This is a genomic window from Paenibacillus sp. PAMC21692 (genome assembly GCF_014303795.1).
Lineage (GTDB): Bacteria > Bacillota > Bacilli > Paenibacillales > Paenibacillaceae > Pristimantibacillus > Pristimantibacillus agaridevorans.
In genome coordinates, this window is the sequence record NZ_CP060293.1 from 2,489,649 (window position 1) to 2,508,134 (window position 18,486).

12 protein-coding genes are annotated in these 18,486 nt (G+C 51.9%); 10 read left to right on the forward strand and 2 right to left on the reverse strand.

Translation table 11 applies throughout. The features are described from left to right. Positions 1–99 precede the first annotated feature (99 nt). Together H7F31_RS09965 and H7F31_RS09970 are read right to left on the reverse strand one after the other, a co-directional pair. Complete coding sequence (locus H7F31_RS09965; protein ID WP_187104021.1) at positions 100–1,728, reverse strand: response regulator transcription factor; 1,629 nt, start codon at positions 1,726–1,728, stop codon at positions 100–102. Positions 1,729–1,756: 28 nt separating this feature from the next. Next, entirely contained in the window at positions 1,757–3,535 is a 1,779-nt protein-coding gene (locus H7F31_RS09970) for a sensor histidine kinase (protein WP_261800368.1), read from the reverse strand. 261 nt (positions 3,536–3,796) lie between these two features. Between H7F31_RS09970 and H7F31_RS09975 the strand changes: the two genes are divergently transcribed. The 10 genes from H7F31_RS09975 (at position 3,797) to groL (ending at position 18,079) form a co-directional block, all read left to right on the forward strand. Then, entirely contained in the window at positions 3,797–5,140 is a 1,344-nt protein-coding gene (locus H7F31_RS09975) for an ABC transporter substrate-binding protein (protein WP_187104023.1), read from the forward strand. Positions 5,141–5,239: 99 nt separating this feature from the next. Continuing rightward, on the forward strand, positions 5,240–6,178 hold the full coding sequence (locus H7F31_RS09980; protein WP_187104024.1) for a carbohydrate ABC transporter permease: 939 nt from the start codon (positions 5,240–5,242) through the stop codon (positions 6,176–6,178). Positions 6,179–6,193: 15 nt separating this feature from the next. Next, positions 6,194–7,033 carry a carbohydrate ABC transporter permease gene (locus H7F31_RS09985; protein WP_087571126.1) on the forward strand — a complete coding sequence of 280 codons (840 nt, stop codon included), beginning with the start codon at positions 6,194–6,196 and terminating at the stop codon, positions 7,031–7,033. 127 nt (positions 7,034–7,160) lie between these two features. Further along, a complete protein-coding gene (locus H7F31_RS09990; protein ID WP_187104025.1) occupies positions 7,161–11,282 on the forward strand; it encodes a 3-keto-alpha-glucoside-1,2-lyase-like domain-containing protein in 4,122 nt (1,373 codons plus the stop codon). Between the two features lie 109 nt (positions 11,283–11,391). Next, complete coding sequence (locus tag H7F31_RS09995) at positions 11,392–13,101, forward strand: S-layer homology domain-containing protein (RefSeq protein WP_187104026.1); 1,710 nt, start codon at positions 11,392–11,394, stop codon at positions 13,099–13,101. Between the two features lie 42 nt (positions 13,102–13,143). Beyond that, positions 13,144–14,271 (forward strand): glycoside hydrolase family 88 protein, encoded by a 1,128-nt coding sequence (locus tag H7F31_RS10000; protein ID WP_187104027.1) that lies wholly within the window; start codon positions 13,144–13,146, stop codon positions 14,269–14,271. Positions 14,272–14,283: 12 nt separating this feature from the next. Further along, positions 14,284–14,469, forward strand: coding sequence for a hypothetical protein (locus H7F31_RS10005; RefSeq protein ID WP_187104028.1), 186 nt, complete (start codon positions 14,284–14,286; stop codon positions 14,467–14,469). A gap of 72 nt (positions 14,470–14,541) precedes the next feature. Next, positions 14,542–15,729 carry a DUF2264 domain-containing protein gene (locus H7F31_RS10010; protein WP_261800369.1) on the forward strand — a complete coding sequence of 396 codons (1,188 nt, stop codon included), beginning with the start codon at positions 14,542–14,544 and terminating at the stop codon, positions 15,727–15,729. 365 nt (positions 15,730–16,094) lie between these two features. Further along, the gene (groES, locus tag H7F31_RS10015) at positions 16,095–16,376 is read left to right on the forward strand and encodes a co-chaperone GroES (protein WP_087571121.1); all 282 of its coding nucleotides are present in this window, start codon (positions 16,095–16,097) and stop codon (positions 16,374–16,376) included. Between the two features lie 65 nt (positions 16,377–16,441). Further along, positions 16,442–18,079: a chaperonin GroEL gene (gene groL / locus H7F31_RS10020; protein WP_187104029.1), complete on the forward strand. Its 1,638-nt coding sequence runs from the start codon at positions 16,442–16,444 to the stop codon at positions 18,077–18,079. The last annotated feature ends 407 nt before the right edge of the window (positions 18,080–18,486 follow it).

Genomic DNA, 18,486 nt, shown 5'->3' on the forward strand with positions numbered 1-18,486 from the left:
GTTTGAATTCGCTTAGTTCCTTGGTTTTTAGCGTCCGCTTTTGGAACTTGAGGTCCTTTCGTTGAAAATTGTGACGTCCCCGTGATGTCCGATGTCAGGTCAAGACCTTCCATTGGACATCTCCGATTCGATACGCTGCAGGAATTCCCTCGGAGAAATACCCTCTACCTTTTTGAATACCTTGCTAAAATAAAAAGCGCTGTCATAACCGAGCTTTTGCGAAATTTCGTAAATGCGACCTTCTCCGCGCTGCATCATTTCTTTGGCAGCTGTAATCTTCGTTTCTGTAATATATTCTACAAAATTAATTTTGGCGACCTTGGAGAACAGATGGCTCAAATAGTTGGGACTGAAGTTGAATACATCCGCGACGTGATTTAACGTCAATTTGACATCCAGATTTCGTTTGATATAGTCCTGTACATTGCTCACCACCTGAGCTTTGTAGCTTTGTTTTCTGGAAGACAAATTTTCGCAGCAGCCGTCCCGGAATCGGATCAGCCAAGTGATAATATCTTCCATAGCATGCATTTGATAAATACCCCGATATCCCTCGGGTTCGTTCTCGAAAATTTGCTCTATCATTTCCTCGCCGTCCGCCAGCATGGAAGTAGCCATAAACAGTACGCTGCATGCGGCATCAATGGCAGGCACGAGAGCGTCGGGCCTTCCTTCGAACGTTTCGATCATTTTCGTAATAATGTCATGCAACGCACGGATGTCGATCTCCTCAAACGCGCGGCGCATCTCCGACCGCATGGCGGAAAAATCGAATAGGGCAGTTTCTTGTCCCGCTGTGTCATTGCGCGTAAAAAATACAAATTCGTTTTGCTGTGCTGCGTGAGGCAACATCTGGCGTGCTGCCAGGTAGCTGTCCCGTATCAGATAAGGGTCCTCTACGGCATAGCCGACAGAGCCCATGATGGTGACATTAAAGTAGTTGCGCAAGATAAGCGCCATATGGTTTAGAAGCTTGGCGATATCGGGAACCCATACATTTGCATCCGTAGTAGGTACGGGAATCGTAATGGCAAAGTTGCGCAGATCCAGACCGGTTACAAAGCATGGTCTGTCGGTCAGCAGCGTGCTTTTGGCCATTTGCAGCGTGCTGGAGCAGAAGGCGACCAACTTGTCCCCGCTAGGGGGTACGCTATCGGGCTCCGTGATACGGCAAATACATACGGTATAAGCGGGCTCCGATAAGTCAATCGACAGATCCTCTTTATGCAGCGTAAACTGGTTCCGGTTCTCAAACAAATTGTTGAACAGACGGATAAAAAACTTATCCCGCTGAGCATGCAAGTTGCTTCTGTATTCCAGGCTGGGATGAGTCTCCATCGAGCGGTATTCCTCCAAGATGGCGATGACTTTGACAATGGAGTCCGAGAGAGATTGCGGCGTCAGCTCCAGCTTGACCAAATAATCGGCAGCTTGAACCTCGACGGCAGCACGCGCGTATTCGAATTCCTCGTAGCTCGTCAATATAATAAAAAGCGGAATCCGACCGTATTTTTTGCGAACGCTGTCGGCGACCTCCAATCCGCTTTTGACCGGCATTTTAATATCCGTAATGACGATATCAGGCCGCAGCGTATCGATCATATCCTCCGCTTGGCCGCCGTTATGCGCGGTGCCGACAATTTCGATATTGTACTGCTCCCATTTGAGCATGGATTGCAGGCCGACACACACCAACGTTTCGTCATCCGCAATTAATAATTTAATCATGCTTCTTTCCCCCTGTCATTGCAGTCCGTTATGCCGATGTCTGCGTAGGCAATAAAATGAACATTTTCGTATATTTTGACGGTTCACTCTCGATAGACAAACCGTATTTGTCGCCAAAAGCGAGTCGAAGACGTTCGTTGACGCTGCTTAAACCCACATGAGTGATCATCCCGACGGAGTCGGTGTCATGCTTTTTAAGAATGGCATCGATTTTTTCCTGTTCCATGCCTATACCGTTATCCTCGATCGTAATTAGCAGATCCGCAGAGTCGCTTCGTTCGACGGTAATGGCGATATGGCCGCCAGTTCCTTTGGGTTCTATGCCGTGGAAGATGGCGTTTTCAACGATCGGCTGCAAGGAGAAGCGCGGGATCGGACAGTTCAATAATTGTTCGGAGCCGATATGTTGTTCCAGCGTAATCGTACTTCCGTAGCGGTATTTTTGAATCAGAAAATAATCGTCCAGCAAGGCGAACTCCTCTCCGAGCGGTACCAGCTTGCGGATGTCCTTGGCAATGTTGCGAAGCAGTCTGGATAGGGAGGTTGTCATTTCCGCGATGCCGGAAGCATTCTGAATCGTTGCCATCCATTTGATCGAATTAAGCGTATTGTACAGAAAATGAGGATTGATCTGGCTCTGCAGCATCCGGTATTCGAGCTCCTGCTTCTGCTTCTCGTCGGCCAGCCGAGTCTCCATAAGCGCGACTATATCTTGCGATAACCGGTTGATGCCACGGCCGACATCCCCCAATTCGTTATCCCATTCGATCATTCTATCGACAAAAAAGTGACCCTGCGCGATCTTGTCCATTCTTTTTTTGAGCTTCTCAACAGGGTTGCTGATCGTACGGGTCAAATAAACCGTTATAATGCCGCTCAAAGCGATGAGCAGGCAAGACACGCCGAGCATCAGCAAAATCCATACATTAGACAAGGTAGTCAGTTGATTCGTTGCGAGCGTCTGCGTCAGTACAACGCCGTCAATGACGGGATAGGAAACGGTAATTCGGCTCGATCCGTCCTTCGACTCGATATGGGATACCACAGTTTGCGACCCGGTGGAATAATCATTGATGAAAGCGGTGTCAACATATTCAGAAACGACTGGCTCTATTTCGGCGCCGTCAATTTCATAATGCGTTTCTCCTAGCGTCAGCAGCAGTTGAGAACCGGATGGCAACGCGTAGCCGTGCAACTTGTCTGTAATGACCGAAGTACCGGCTAGCAAATAGACAGTGCCAACGGTTGAACCTTTGTCGTATATGGGAAAGATTACGGGGATGACCTTGGAATTAGAATAAGGATCCTTGATGATCCGCCCCCATTGCTCAGCGGCATCGGAATCAGTGCCGGGAAGCAGGTGAATATTGTGAATGCTTAGTGGCAACGACGTACTGCTGGCCAAGTTGTCCACCTGCAAAAATTTGTTTTTGTTATCCGTCACGACCAGCCGGCGTACATAGCCGTTGGACAGGTTGGAACGAAAGTCTTCCTGCATGGAAGCGTAGAGGTTAATGGCATCCATCGCACTTGCCTGCTCGGAGGAGAAATAGTCGACCAACAGCGTATTGGTAGTGGAATTTGCGCTATTCTTCATAACATGAGCGGAAAGATTGATTAAATCCTTTTCAATAATATGGGCGACGAGCTGCAAGTTGAATTCCGCTGCCTGAACCGCCGTTTTGCGTTGGAAATACGAGATCATCTCGTAGCTGAATATCGACATGAGGGCGGCGGTCAGTAGTGCAAATACGGTCATAATTAAAATAATGCGGCTTTTGATTGTTGTATGTCTATGCTTTCTCAAGCGCAAGCACCCCTTTGTATACGATAACAATACCATAGATGGCACAAACGTAAGAGGTAGGCGATAAAAAACAACCGATTTTACATGTTTTCGATATAATTTTGCAGGAATCCAATTGAAAACGCTTTAAAAGGTTGAAAAAGTGAAGGATAAGCCGTTAAAATTGTATCCTCTTTGGGCAAGTTATGTTCTAATATTTGAAATAGATTCGGCAATGTCGAGTGGGCTTTACCAATAACGCCAGGAAAAGGGGACTTTTACATGAGATTCAAAAAAACATTGGGAATCGGATTAACGGCTATGCTTGCGGCTGGTATGGTTGCGGGTTGCTCTGGCAATGACGGAAACTCAGGGGCTACAGCGGCGCCGACAGCAGCACCGACGAATTCCTCAAGCGCTCCAGCGGACAAGGGCAACGAACCCGTTACATTGAAATGGGCATTGTGGGATTGGGAAGCAACCGCTTACTATGAGCCTCTAATTAAAGCGTATACAGAAGCTAACCCTCACGTAACGATTGAGTACGTGGATCTTGGATCCACCGACTACATGACCATGCTCAGCACTCAACTGTCCGGCGGAGCAGATCTGGACGTTCTGACGATCAAAGATATTCCGGGCTACTCCAACCTGGTCAAGCAAAATCACCTGGAGCCGCTGAACGGCTTTATAGGCGAAAGCGGCATTGACACAGCGGCATATGGCGGCACGGTAGAGCAAATTCAAGTTAAAGACGAAGTATATGCGCTTCCTTTCCGCAGCGATTTCTGGCTGATCTACTACAACAAAGATCTCTTTGACAAAGCGGGCGTGCCTTATCCGACCAACGATATGACGTTCGATCAATATGAAGAGATTGCTAGAAAAGTAACTTCGGGCTCCGGCGCAGATAAGGTATACGGCGCGCATCACCACACTTGGCGCAGTGCTGTTCAATTGTTCGGCATTTTGGATGGCCAAAACACGGTAGTTGACGGCAAATACGATTTCCTGAAGCCGACTTACGAGCGCATTCTGAAGCTGCAGGATGACGGCATTATTATGGATTACGCAACATTGAAAACGTCCAGCACGCATTACTCCGGCGTGTTCTACAACAACTCCGTTGCAACGCTGAACATGGGCAGCTGGTTTATCGCAACGCAAATCGACAAAGTGAAAAGCGGCGAATCCGCCGCTGCCAACTGGGGTATCGTGAAATATCCGCATCCGGAAGGCGTGGAGCCGGGCACGACGCTGGGCACCATCACATCGCTGGCCGTTAACAAAAAGTCCGCCAAAAAAGATGCGGCTCTTGATTTCCTGAAGTTCGTGACAGGCGAAGAAGGCGCAACGGTTATCGCGTCCACCGGCACGATTCCTGCGATCAAAAACGACGAGGTTATCAGCTCGATCGCAAGCATCGATGGTTTCCCGACTGATGAAAACAGTAAAGAAGCTCTGAACACGTTCAAAACATACCTGGAAATGCCGATGCACGAAAAAAGCGCGGATATCGAAGTTATCTTGAACGAAAATCACGACAACATCATGACGAAAAACACAAGCATTGATAAAGGTTTGGAAGACATGAATAAACGCGTGGAGCTTGTATTGAGCAATTAGTACCACGAAAACAGTGTTTTGTGAGGCGGGCGTTTGCCCGCCTCTTTCAAAATAAAGCAGCAGGCGGCTTGTCGTACGAGAAGGTTTGGAGGGAAAATCATGCAGAAAGAAACGACGCTGGCAACGGGAAAAAGCAGCAAGCCGTTTATCACAAGAGGGATGAAAGATCATCTGGTGGCGTACAGCTTTATTGCGCCCAATTTTATCGGATTTGCCTTGTTTACGCTAGTGCCTATGATATTTGCGATTATATTGGCCTTTGTGAAATGGGACGGCTCCAATCCTATGAATTATGTCGGGATTGATAATTTTATAAGACTTATAAAGGACACTACCTTTCATAAAGCGCTTTGGAATACGGTTGTCTATACGATAGGCGTAGTGCCTTTGACGATGGCATGCGCGCTTGCGCTTGCTATCCTGCTTAATCAGAAGATTGTTGGACGTAATTTTATGAGAACGGCGTTTTTCTTCCCGTATGTGGCTTCTCTTGTAGCGGTTGCGGCGGTATGGAACTTTATCTTTAGTCCCACGATGGGACCGATCAACAATCTGTTGCATACCATCACCGGCATTCCTATTGAGGATCTCCCTCGTTGGGCGGCGGATAAAGACTGGGCCATGTTTACGGTTATCCTGTTTACTGTATGGAAAAACATGGGATATTATATGGTCATTTACTTGGCAGGGCTGCAGGGCGTTAATCCCGAGCTATACGAGGCTGCCGAGCTGGATGGCGCAAATGGCTGGAAGCGGTTCACTAATGTTACGATCCCGCAGCTGGCGCCGACAACCTTCTTTGTACTTATGATCCTGGTCATCAATTCGTTTAAAGTGTACGACATCTTCATCAACCTGTTTGCCGGAGCAGATAACCAGTTAAATGATTCCACAAGGGTACTGGTTTATCAAATCTATAATACCGCCTTCCGTTCGCTGGATTACGGCTACGCCAATGCCATGGCTCTCGTGTTGTTCCTGATTGTTATGGGCGTAACCATCGTTCAGTTCCGCGGCGAAAAAAGATACGGTCAATAGGAGGAGACAGAAGAGATGGTTGGATCAAAAAAGAAGTTCCACGCAGGCTGGATGACGCTCGCCTATATCGCGTTAATTGCCGTTGCCATATGCATGATTATTCCATATATCTGGATGCTGTCATCCTCGTTCAAGCTTAATAAGGATGTATTCTCCTTTCCGATGGTGTGGATACCGGACAACATCCGTTGGCAGAACTATGTGGACATTTGGACCCGCATACCGCTTGGCACGTTTATTATGAATACGGTCAAATTATCCGTCATCGTGACCTTGCTGCAATTGCTAACGTCCAGCTTCGCGGCTTACGCCTTTGCGAAGCTTCGCTTTAGAGGGAGAAACCTGCTTTTCCTCTCCTATATCGCAACAATTGCTATTCCTTGGCAAGCCTACATGGTGCCGCAATTCATCATGATGCGCGAGCTCGGCCTAAACAATACGCATCTTGCCATTATTTTTCTGCAAGCTTTCTCGGCATTCGGGGTATTCTTAATGCGGCAATTTTATCAAGGCATTCCGGATGAGCTTTGCGAAGCGGCAAGGATCGATGGTTTGAGCGAGTACGGCATTTGGGCGCGTCTGATGCTGCCGCTCTCCAAGCCGGCATTGTCTACACTGACGATCTTTACTTTCGTTACGACATGGAACGATTTCCTCGGACCGATGATTTATTTGACCAAAACCGAGCTTAAGACGATTCAGATCGGTCTGCGGATGTTCATCTCTCAATATTCGGCCGAATACGGGCTCATTATGGCAGCCAGCGTCGTATCGATTATACCGGTATTGATTATATTCCTGGCTCTGCAAAAAAACTTTGTGCAGGGCGTTGCTTCTTCGGGGATCAAAGGCTAAGACTAGCGCATAAGATTGGATCGGCTGCAGGCATGCGGCCCGTCCAATCGTACGCGCATTTAAAAATTGCAGGTTGATGTATGCGCTTTCGTGAATGGAAAATACATAGCGAGGAAGTGGATTTCCTTTGACATCCATCAAAAAGTATACAGCCATATGGACGACAATTTGCATGATCGTCGTGCTGTTCGCTTCGATTGGTCCAACCATTGTTGCTCATGCGAATAGTAATGGCACAATTTTGTTTCAGGACGATTTTTCCGGCGCGTCCCTTTCTTCCGATTGGAGCATTCTCGCAGGTGCTTACAGCGTACAAAGCGGCATATTGAACGCAACCAATACCAATTCGACGATCGTTACGGGGGTTGCGGCCTGGAAGGACTACACGGTAGAGAGCCAAGTCCGTATCAACGCCAATGGCGGATACGCCGGCATCGTGTTCCGGGCGCAGGACAACAGCAACAATTATTGGCTCCGGCTGTACAGGCCGGCATCGGGATCAACCCAGGTGCAGCTCATCAAGCGGGTGGGCGGCTCTGCCTCCGTCCTGGCATCATCCAATCAGACCTTGTCGATTAACCAATGGTACAACCTCAAGGTTGTCGCGAGCGGCAGCCTGATCCAGGGGTACCTGAACAATAGCAAGGTCGTTGAGTTTACGGACACTCAATTTGCGGCGGGCAAAATCGGCTTGCAAAACCTGAGTGGAACGATGTCGGCCGATAATGTGGTCGTGACCGAAATCAAAGCGACGTTGGAGGACGGCACGAAGCTGCCGGCATCCTACAATCCGGTCGTTGTCGCCACCCTGACGGGACAGCAACCGGCAATGCCGAATACGATTAGCGGCAAGGCGTTCGACAATTCCGTCGTGGATCCCATATACGTAGACTGGAGTTTGCCGGCCAATGTCGACTATGCGCAAGCCTTCGCCCCAGCGATCGAAGTAACGGGAACCGCTTATTTGAAGGTGGGAGCCGACGGGACGAGACACGATCTGGCGGAGCCCGTGAGGGCATACGTTGAGGTTGTGCCTCCCAATCTGAAATATTTTATCGATGCGGGCGCGAGAGTTCCTAGTATTTATAATGCCGTGAAGGCATTGACAGGGAACGACCTGCTGAACGAGTCCGGCCATGCGGTTTACAATTCGACATCCGGATGGGGGTATATCGCTCTTACCAGCTCAGGAGCAAACAGCACTATCATTAACAAATCGGAGCAACCCGATCTGGACAAAAACGCTACAGGCATCATGATCGACGGCGGCGATCCGCTATCTACCTTGTCGTACAAGCTAGACGGTCTGGAAGGCGGCAAAAGCTATCGCTTTACCTCCTATCATCGTCTGTGGTGGAGCAACGAAATGCCAATCAAAATATCGATCAGCTACAATCTGGACGGTAAAAAGGTATCCAAAATCGTCAATCGTCTACATCTGGATCACACGGGTCATTCCAAGCTAATAACCTATGACATCGAACTGCCGGATGGCGCCGCAGACGCGACTTACGTGCTGACGAACGCAGGCTCCTATACGGCAGGGCCGGGAGCGGGAAAAACAAATAAAAATGCGGCGATCAGTTGGCTTGCCGTGGAGGAGTTAACCGGCCCCGTTCAGCACGTCACGTATTCATCGATAGGCGGCATGGCTGGAGAGAACACCGACGTCTGGTTTGATACGAAAGGCGTTCCGATTCAGGCTCACGGCGGCCAAGTCATTTGGGTGGATCATGTATCGTGGAACGGCAATGAACCGACATTTACGGACAATCCGGTCGACGGTGACGGTGCCTGGCTGTGGGTCGGCGAAGATAAAACCTACGGCGGCCGGCCGATTGGCGGCATTCATACGTATGTATCCAAGGATCTGTACAACTGGGCAGACATGGGCGTTGCCCTTTATCCACATCGCGTATTCCCGATGGAAAAAACGGCGAATGGCCAAGGCGTTCAGTTCAGCGACAGCCAACTTGAGGCGTTGAAAGCCCGCGCGATGGGAACGGCAGGCATTGGCACCAACGAACTGGGCGATCCTTTGTCCCAATTCGACATCGACTACGCCCGCGACTTCCTGCAGGCATACGTCGACAAAAATGCGCATCCTGGCTATAGCCGGAGCAATGACGGCGATTTCGACTATGCGGCTGCAACCTACGACGAAGCAAGCTTGAGATTGGCGTTTGACCGTACGTATGCTTATTACACCATTATGGAACGTCCGAAAATGCTGTACAACGACAAAACGAACCAATATGTCATTGTGTACCACGTCGACGGGCCAAGCGACGCGCGCATATTGGAGTTTTACGATACGCTCAAGAACGACCCGGCCTATGTTACCGCCGCCAGCCGGTACAGTCGCGCGCAGATGGGCTTTGCGGTATCGGACTCTCCGTTTGGTCCGTTTAAGCTGGTCAACGCGCAGAAAATGAACTACATCGAGGGTTATTACGACAGCAACAAAGGTATGGCCCGCGATATGACCGTATTCAAGGATGACGACGGCAAAGCGTATGCTATTTATTCCAGTGAAGAAAACAAATATACGTATATTTCATTATTGAACGACGAATTTACGGCGCCGATCAAGGACGGAACGGAAGGACTGGGCGAAACCTTTACGGCCCGTGTATTTACAGATACGAGCCGGGAGGCGCCTGCGGTATTTAAATATAACGGTTATTATTATTTCATTACGTCCGGCACAACGGGATGGGATCCCAATCCTTCCATCGCCTATCGCGCCAATCATATTTTCGGCAATACGACGGACGGAGGCAGGACGTTTACGCCTTATACGAATCTGGGCAATCCGTTCCCGTACGACACGTCGAATACGTCGTATCGTACACAGTCGACGGCGGTCATTCCGTATGATCCCGAGAACGGCCTGTTCATCTATATGGGCGACCGCTGGATCCAACGTGCGTTGGAAACGTCCGGTTACGTATGGATTCCGCTACAGATTACGGCGAACGGAACCAAGATCGAAGGCCAGACGGTAAGCGACTGGAAGCTGGAATCGCTGGATGCGCTGGCGCCGTTGCAGGTGCTGCGAGACGGCGAACATACCGTCAAGCTGGGCGAAGCTCTGGAATTGCCCGCGACGCTTAATTTGAAGCAAGGCTCGACGACTTACGACAACGTGCCCGTAAGCTGGGATTCCGCAAGTCTGTCGTCGGCAAGCACGAAGCTGGGAACGGCTACGGTACAAGGTACGCTTGGAGGAAGCACTTCTCTGGCAGGCAATACGGTTAATTACGAGGTGTCGGTGACGCTGCCGGACCATATGCTTTATTTTGTCAGTCCGTCATCTGGAGAAGTACCGCAATATACGCAGTTGGTCGGCGACTATACGGCCAGCACGGGCAAGCAGCTCCAGCATACCGTGGCAGAGCAAAGCTACGATCCACAGAATGGAAGAACATGGGGATACACCGGCACTAACAGCATACTCCGGACAAACAACGCGGATATTTTCCAAAGCTTGCGCTATGTGAACACGACAAGCAGCCGGGATCTGACCTACAAATTTGATCTAGATGGGGGCAAATACAACGTCTACATCGGCTTCTACGATCCGTGGTTCTCGTCTTCCCAGTCGAATCGCGTTGCGAATACCGCCATCAACGGTACGACGGTGGAAACGGGAAGGATCATTACCGGCTCCTACGAGGCGGCGGCACACAAGGATATCGCGATGGATGAGGCAGGCACGATGGAAATCGTCGTTTCGCCAGCTAAGACCGGTAGCAATACCGACGTACAGCTCAGCTGGATCATCATCGCCAAGACGCAAGCGGATGCCGAGCCGGAAACGGACAAAACCGCGCTGGATGAAGCTATATTGAACGCGGAGGCGCTGCATGGCTCCGCAGTTGAAGGAACTCTGGCGGGACAATACCCGACAGGCTCTAAGGCGGTTTTGCGGCAGGCCATTCTGGCCGCGAAAACGACGCAGAATAGTGAAACGGCGACTCAAGCCGAGGTGGATCTGGCGCTTCTGACATTAAACGCCGCCGTTGGGACGTTTCAATCGCTTGTGATCGCGCATGTGCCTGGCGATTTAAACGGTGACGGCAGGCTGGGCGTCGGCGATCTGGCCTTAATGACGTCACTCTACTACGGCAAGAATCAGGAAGGCGCCGATTGGGACACTTACAAAAAAGCGGATCTGATCGATGACGGCGAGATCGATATCAAGGATCTGCGCAAGCTGGCGCAATGGATTCTGGGCAAGATTTAAGCATTAACGGCTGATGGGATGGCCGGCTCGCGATTCAAGTCTGCCATGACAAGGATCTCGAGTCCGGCCTGACGCATTCTAGTCTTTACCTATGAGAGGGATGGTAACTATGAAAAGAAGAATATGGACGATCGGGCTGGCGCTCCTGCTGCTATGCTCCGTATGGCCTTCTGCGCTGTTCGCGGCGCCAGATGAGCCGGATTTCTACTTGAACGTATCCAAGGCCGGAGTCAGGGTCGGGGAGACGATCGAGGTGGAGATCGGCCTTCGCAATGCGCAGGAACTGGTGGCGTTTGAGTTAAATGTCAAGTTCGATCCATCCCTGTGGACGGCCGGCAGCGGCGCATTTACGACGAGTTTGAGCGGCTTCAGCTCCCTGGTAAATACGGAACTGCTCCCCGGAGGCAAAGTGCGAGCAGTCTACTCAAAGCTCGGGGATGCGGCGGGGGAGAGCGGCAACATTGTGCTGGGGACCGTCAAACTGACCGCCAAAGCGGTCGGCGAAGGAAACTTCACGCTGGACGCCATCAAGGTTGGTCAATCCATTGATCAATGGACGACCTATAACCCGGCAACGGGAGCGAACGCGGTAATTGTCGGCAACGGAACGGGAGGAGGAGACGGGACTGGCGGCGGCAGTGGCAGTGGTACAACCCCTGATAACGAACCGATCATTACGGAAAAGTCCGTTGTGGTGGGGTCGCCTTCGATCGTGGGCGGGACAGCGCGGGTCAAGCTAAATGCCAACCATATGCAGCGAGCGGTCGACCTGCTCAGCGGCCAAACACTGCGCATCGAGGTGCAGCCGGGAGTCGCGGCGAGCAAGGTGGAGGTGGAGTTCCCGCTGGCGCAAGTTCGCGGCGAAGCGGGACAAAAAGCCAAGAACATCATCATCGACAGCGGCTTTGCGATTGTCACCCTTGACCGGGGGCTGATCGACGACGAATCCGCGTCCAATCTGCAGTTTTCAGTCCGCCGACTGGATGCATTGAGTTTGCCCGCGAATATCGGCGAGCAGGTGAATCCGGGAGACGCGGTGTACGATTTTGAGCTGCTGCTGGATGGACGTCCGATAAGCGCGTTTGGCGGGGGCGAAGTGACGGTAGAAGTACCTTATACGCTGCGGCCGGGCGAAACGGCGGACAAAATCGTCATCTACTACGTAACGGATAGCGGCGAATTGGAACTGGTCAAAAACGCGAGATACAACCCGGCAACGGGCATAGTAAAGTTTAGCCCGAAACACTTCAGCAAATATTTCCCTGCCTATGCGCACAAGACATTCGGAGATTTGGGCCAAGCGGCATGGGCGCGGTTATACATTGAAGCGCTGGCGGCAAGGGACGCTGTAAACGGAGTCGGAAACGATGCCTTCCGGCCGAACGGTCCACTGACGCGGGCGCAGTTTATTACGATGCTGGTTCAATTGTTCGATCTGGAGGATGCGTCCGCTACGGCTACGTTTAGCGACGTGCAAAAAGGCTCGTGGCATGATAAGGCCGTGGCGTCCGCGCAGAAGCTGGGCATCGCGCAAGGAAAACCGGACGGCAGCTTCGGGATAAACGACGCCATCAGCCGGCAAGACATGGCGGTCATGCTGTACCGAGCGTCCAAGGCGATGGGACTGGCATGGAGCCCAAGCGCGGAAGCGCCGGCGTTTGCGGATGCGGCCAGCATCGCCCCGTATGCCGTCGAAGCGGTAGCGGTTATGCAGGAGCAAGGCATTATAAACGGCATTGGCGAAAACAGCTTTGCCCCGCGGGGACTGTCGACCCGAGCGCAAGCTGCGGCCGTACTGTACAGGATGTTTGGACTGTAGAAGGATAAAACGATAGATAAGACAAAGAATGGGAGCAGAGAGATGACCATACAGAAGCAATGGGCACAAGAAGCATGGGAGCAGATTGTCGCCAAAGTATCGAGGACGAGCAAACGAATTGGAGATCGCTTCCCGCATGCGAGCGTAAACGGACAATATGTACTGGAGCCGGCCTATTGGTGGACGGCGGGTTTCTGGCCTGGTTTGCTATGGCTGGTTTACCGGGAAACCGGAGACGAAGCATTACGTGCGTTGGCTGAGAGCTGCGAGGCTCAGTTGGACGGGGTGATATCCGACTACTATCGACTGGATCACGATATGGGATTTATGTGGCAGCTCACTAGCGTTGCCCGCTACAAGCTGCTCGGCGAAGAGGAATCGAAACGTCGGGCGTTGCTGGCGGCAAATCTGCTGAGCGCTCGGTTTAATACGAAGGGCCGCTACATTCGCGCCTGGAATCCGTGGAGACCGGGCGAGGACAATTCCGGCTGGGCAATCATCGACTGCTCGATGAACTTGCCGCTGCTGCACTGGGCAGCCGACATATCCGGCGATCCCCGCTACAAGCACGTGGCGATTGCGCATGCGGATACGGTGCTGGACCATTTTATTCGGGAGGATGGCTCGGTTAATCATATTGTCATCTTCGACGCCGCAAGCGGCGAGAAGCTTGGCGTAAACGGCGGACAAGGCTATGCGGAAAATTCCGCCTGGTCGCGCGGCGCAGCTTGGGCCATCTACGGCATGGCGCTTAGCTACAAGCATACAGGAGACGAGCGTTACCTTCGGGCGGCGCAGCGCGTGGCGCATTTCTTTATCGCCAATCTGCCCGAGGATGATGTGCCCGTATGGGACTTCCGTATTCCCGACGACGTTACGCGCTATCGCGACAGCTCGGCTGGCGCCTGTGCGGCCTGCGGCCTGCTGCTGCTGGCAGAGCAGGTAGGTTCGGCGGAATCCGAACTGTATAGCGAAACGGGCGAGCGGATGCTGCATAGCCTGTACACCCGTTACGGTGCGTGGGACAATGAGGCGGAAGAAGGTTTGATTTTGCATGGCACCAGCCATTATCCGGAGAACAAAAATATCGATGTGCCGCTTATCTACGGAGATTACTACTTCGCGGAGGGCATCTCGCGACTGCTTAAGCACGGCGAGTTGTTTTGGTAAGCTGTTGGGCTAGTGACGCTGGAAGGCAAGCGCAAGCTATTTATATTATACGATGCCGTATCATGGGTGCCGGAAGTGACGGCGCGTGTCGATAGTGATCATTTTGGCAAGGAACGTCACTGGTATACGCTGGACTTCCACAGGTTGGATGGAACAGTAGATAAGGGGTCGACAGTGAGGCCGCCGGTAAGTATATAATAGAAGCAGTGTTTTATTTCCATTTTGCATAACGCTCGTAAGACAAAGCAAGACCAGGGGGAAAGGAAGAGGATGATGACAGCAGCAAACGTAGGCGCCGCTCATTCGGGAGAACGGGCATTTTGGCTGGAGAAGCTGGGACAGGTGGCGGGTCCTGTCTTGAACGCGCTGGCCGAGCGGAGGCTAAAGGTTGACATGCCGGTTGAATGCAAGCCTGGCATGTCGGAGGATCGCGCCAAATTTACACATTTGGAGGCGCTGGGCAGGCTGCTTGCCGGCATGGCGCCATGGCTGGAGCAGCCTGGCGGAGCGGAGGATGAAGCGGAAGAAAAGCTTCGTCTTCGTTATGCGGAACTGGCAAGAGCGGCAATTGATGCCGGCACGAATCCGGCGTCGCCGGATTTCATGAACTTCTCGGAAGGCGGGCAGCCTATCGTCGACGCCGCGTTCCTGTCGCAGGCGCTGCTGCGCTCGCCGAACGAGCTGTGGCGGAAGCTGGAGCCAGGCGTGCAGCGCAACGTGGTTGCCGCCCTGAAGGCGACGCGCACCCGCAAACCTGGTTACAACAACTGGCTGCTGTTCTCCGCCCTTATCGAAGCGGCGCTGTTCGCGGCAGGCGAGTCGGACTGGGATCCCATGCGGATCGATTACGCGATCCGGCAGCACGAGCAATGGTACAAAGGAGACGGCGCCTATGGCGACGGGCCGGAATTTCATTGGGACTATTACAACAGCTTCGTCATTCAACCCATGCTGATCGATCTGCTAGAGACGATGCGAGGACAGGATGGGACATGGGATGACATTCGCCATGCAGCGCAGCGTCGGGCCATCCGCTATGCCGCCGTACAGGAGCGGTTTATCGGACCGGACGGCTCCTTCCCTCCAATCGGGCGTTCGCTCCCGTATCGCTGCGGGGCGTTCCACAGTCTCGCCCAGAGCGCGCTGCGCGGCGAACTGCCGGAGGAGCTCTCTCCCGAGAGCGTGCGATGCGCGCTGACGGCTGTTTTACGGCGCACGCTCGACGCGCCGGGAACCTTCACGCCGGAGGGCTGGCTGACGATCGGTTTGGCGGGACACCAGCGGGAGCTTGGCGAAAGCTACATTTCGACAGGCAGCTTGTATCTGTGCGCGGTTGCGTTCCTGCCCCTCGGCTTGCCGGCCTCCAATCCCTTCTGGAGCGGTCCGGACGCGCCTTGGACCTCGAAGACGGTATGGAGCGGCGGCGAGATCCCGATCGACACCGCTTTGAAGTCATAAGAAGAGCATAAATACCAACAGCGATTGCAAGCCTGCATCCGTCGATCCGTCGTCGGCATGCAGGCTTGTTTTATTAAATGAACGTATCATTCCCGGAACGAAACGCGCCCCGCCGCCAAAGGACGGCGCAGCCGTTTCGCCTTAGGGACAAGCTTGAACAAATACGATGCACAGCCATCGGTGCGGCCTTGTCGCAGTTGACAACGGGTTCTGCAGGCTCACTTGTAAATTTACCGGAAATTTGTCCTTAGGCACTTGAAATCGGATGGGAAGTTGAGTATGATAAAAATGGTTGTTAGCACTAGAGGCTCACGAGTGCTAACGAATTAAAATCATGCGACAAATTTAGAAGGAGGCTATTTTCAATGATTAAACCTTTGGGTGAACGCGTATTGATCGAACCAATCGCGAAGGAAGAAACGACTGCAAGCGGCATCGTATTGCCGGATACGGCGAAGGAAAAGCCGCAAGAAGGCAAAGTCATCGCGGTAGGCAGCGGATCGCTGAAAGACGGCGTACGCGTTGCATTGGAAGTAAAAGAAGGCGACCGCGTTCTGTTCTCCAAATATGCGGGAACTGAAATCAAATACGAAGGCAAAGAGTATTTGATCATGAAGGAAAGCGACATCCATGCGATTTTCGGCTAAGAGAGCCGGGTTCCAATAAGATTTAGATTCCGTATACATTCTAACCAATCGGGAGGTTAACGATTATGGCTAAAGAAATTAAATTCAGCGAAGACGCTCGCCGTTCCATGCTGCGCGGCGTTGACGCTCTTGCTAATGCAGTAAAAGTAACGCTTGGTCCTAAAGGCCGCAACGTGGTGCTCGAGAAAAAATTCGGCAGCCCGCTTATTACGAACGACGGCGTGTCCATCGCGAAGGAAATCGAGCTGGATGACGCATTCGAGAACATGGGTGCCCAGCTTGTTAAAGAAGTAGCGACTAAAACAAACGACGTGGCCGGCGACGGCACGACGACTGCAACCGTTCTGGCTCAAGCGATGATTCGCGAAGGTCTGAAAAACGTAACGGCCGGCGCTAATCCTATGGTGATTCGCAAAGGCATCGAGAAAGCTGTTGGCGCTGCCGTCAACGAGCTGAAAGCTATCTCCAAGCCTATTGAAGGCAAGCAGTCCATTGCGCAAATCGCTGCTATCTCTTCCGGCGACGAAGAGGTTGGTCAACTGATCGCGGAAGCGATGGAGAAGGTTGGCAACGACGGCGTTATTACAGTAGAAGAGTCCAAAGGCTTTAATACGGAGCTGGAAGTGGTTGAAGGCATGCAATTCGACCGCGGCTACATCTCCCCTTACATGATCACGGACACGGACAAGATGGAAGCGGTGCTCGACAACCCTTACATCCTGATCACGGACAAAAAAATCACGAACATTCAAGAAATCCTGCCTGTCTTGGAGAAGGTTGTACAATCCGGCAAGCAGCTTCTGATTATCGCGGAAGACGTGGAAGGCGAAGCGCAAGCGACGCTGGTTCTGAACAAACTTCGCGGCACATTCACTTGCGTAGCGGTTAAAGCTCCTGGCTTCGGCGACCGCCGCAAAGCGATGCTGCAAGATATCGCTGCCCTGACTGGCGGCCAAGTGATTACGGAAGAGCTCGGCCTTGAGCTCAAAGGCACTACAGTAGAGCAACTGGGCTCTGCTCGCCAAGTTCGTATCACTAAAGAAAACACGATCATCGTGGAAGGCGCCGGCGACTCTGCCGACATCCTTGCTCGCGTTAACCAAATTCGCGTTCAATTGGAAGAAACAACTTCCGACTTCGACAAAGAGAAGCTGCAAGAGCGTCTGGCCAAGCTGGCTGGCGGCGTTGCTGTAATCAAAGTCGGCGCGGCTACTGAAACCGAATTGAAAGAGCGCAAGCTTCGCATCGAAGACGCTTTGAACTCCACGCGCGCAGCTGTCGAAGAGGGCATGGTATCCGGCGGCGGAACAGCTTTGATCAACGTTTACGCAGCTGTTGCGGCTATTGAGGCAAACGGCGACGAGCAAACGGGCGTTAACATCGTGCTTCGTTCCTTGGAAGAGCCAATTCGTACAATCGCAGCGAACGCAGGCCAAGAAGGCTCCGTTATCGTTGAGCGTCTGAAAAACGAGCCGGTAGGCATCGGCTACAACGCTGCAACTGGCGAGTGGGTCAACATGTTCGACGCCGGTATCGTCGACCCTGCTAAAGTAACGCGTTCCGCGCTGCAAAACGCTGCTTCCGTAGCGGCTATGTTCCTGACAACTGAGGCTGTCGTAGCTGACAAGCCTGAGCCGAAGGGCGCTGGCGGCGCAGGCATGCCTGACATGGGCGGCATGGGCGGTATGGGCGGCATGATGTAATAAAGGGCTTGAAAACCCTTATATATCAAGAAAAACGGGACCTTTCGGGGTCCCGTTTTTTGCGTATTATCACAAAAAAATCACATTCCTAGGTAAACGGCTCTCTTTAAGATGTCCTTATTGATTCAGCTTACTTGTAACCCAAATTAAACCTAAAGCTTGAATTCATTAATAATAGCGGCGTAGGGATCACCTCCCTTACGCCGCTATTTTTCTTGTCGGATGTAGTCGTTTCCTCCTCGATTGTCCCCTCGAAGAATGATAGATGATATCGATTTCCCCAATTTTATCATAGTAAATTAGTCTATATATGAAACTTAAAGTTTTCTTTATAATTCGACAGTGTTTCTATCGACGATGATAACATAGTAGGAAAATAGTAACTGAATTTACGTAATTACTGTCGT

Excerpts from the sequence above, each read along its gene's own strand:
- H7F31_RS09965 (WP_187104021.1), bottom strand. The coding sequence starts at position 1,728 with ATGATTAAATTATTAATTGCGGATGACGAAACGTTGGTGTGTGTCGGC.
- H7F31_RS09975 (WP_187104023.1), top strand. The coding sequence starts at position 3,797 with ATGAGATTCAAAAAAACATTGGGAATCGGATTAACGGCTATGCTTGCG.
- H7F31_RS09980 (WP_187104024.1), top strand. The coding sequence starts at position 5,240 with ATGCAGAAAGAAACGACGCTGGCAACGGGAAAAAGCAGCAAGCCGTTT.
- H7F31_RS09985 (WP_087571126.1), top strand. The coding sequence starts at position 6,194 with ATGGTTGGATCAAAAAAGAAGTTCCACGCAGGCTGGATGACGCTCGCC.
- H7F31_RS09995 (WP_187104026.1), top strand. The coding sequence starts at position 11,392 with ATGAAAAGAAGAATATGGACGATCGGGCTGGCGCTCCTGCTGCTATGC.
- H7F31_RS10000 (WP_187104027.1), top strand. The coding sequence starts at position 13,144 with ATGACCATACAGAAGCAATGGGCACAAGAAGCATGGGAGCAGATTGTC.
- H7F31_RS10010 (WP_261800369.1), top strand. The coding sequence starts at position 14,542 with ATGATGACAGCAGCAAACGTAGGCGCCGCTCATTCGGGAGAACGGGCA.
- groES (WP_087571121.1), top strand. The coding sequence starts at position 16,095 with ATGATTAAACCTTTGGGTGAACGCGTATTGATCGAACCAATCGCGAAG.
- groL (WP_187104029.1), top strand. The coding sequence starts at position 16,442 with ATGGCTAAAGAAATTAAATTCAGCGAAGACGCTCGCCGTTCCATGCTG.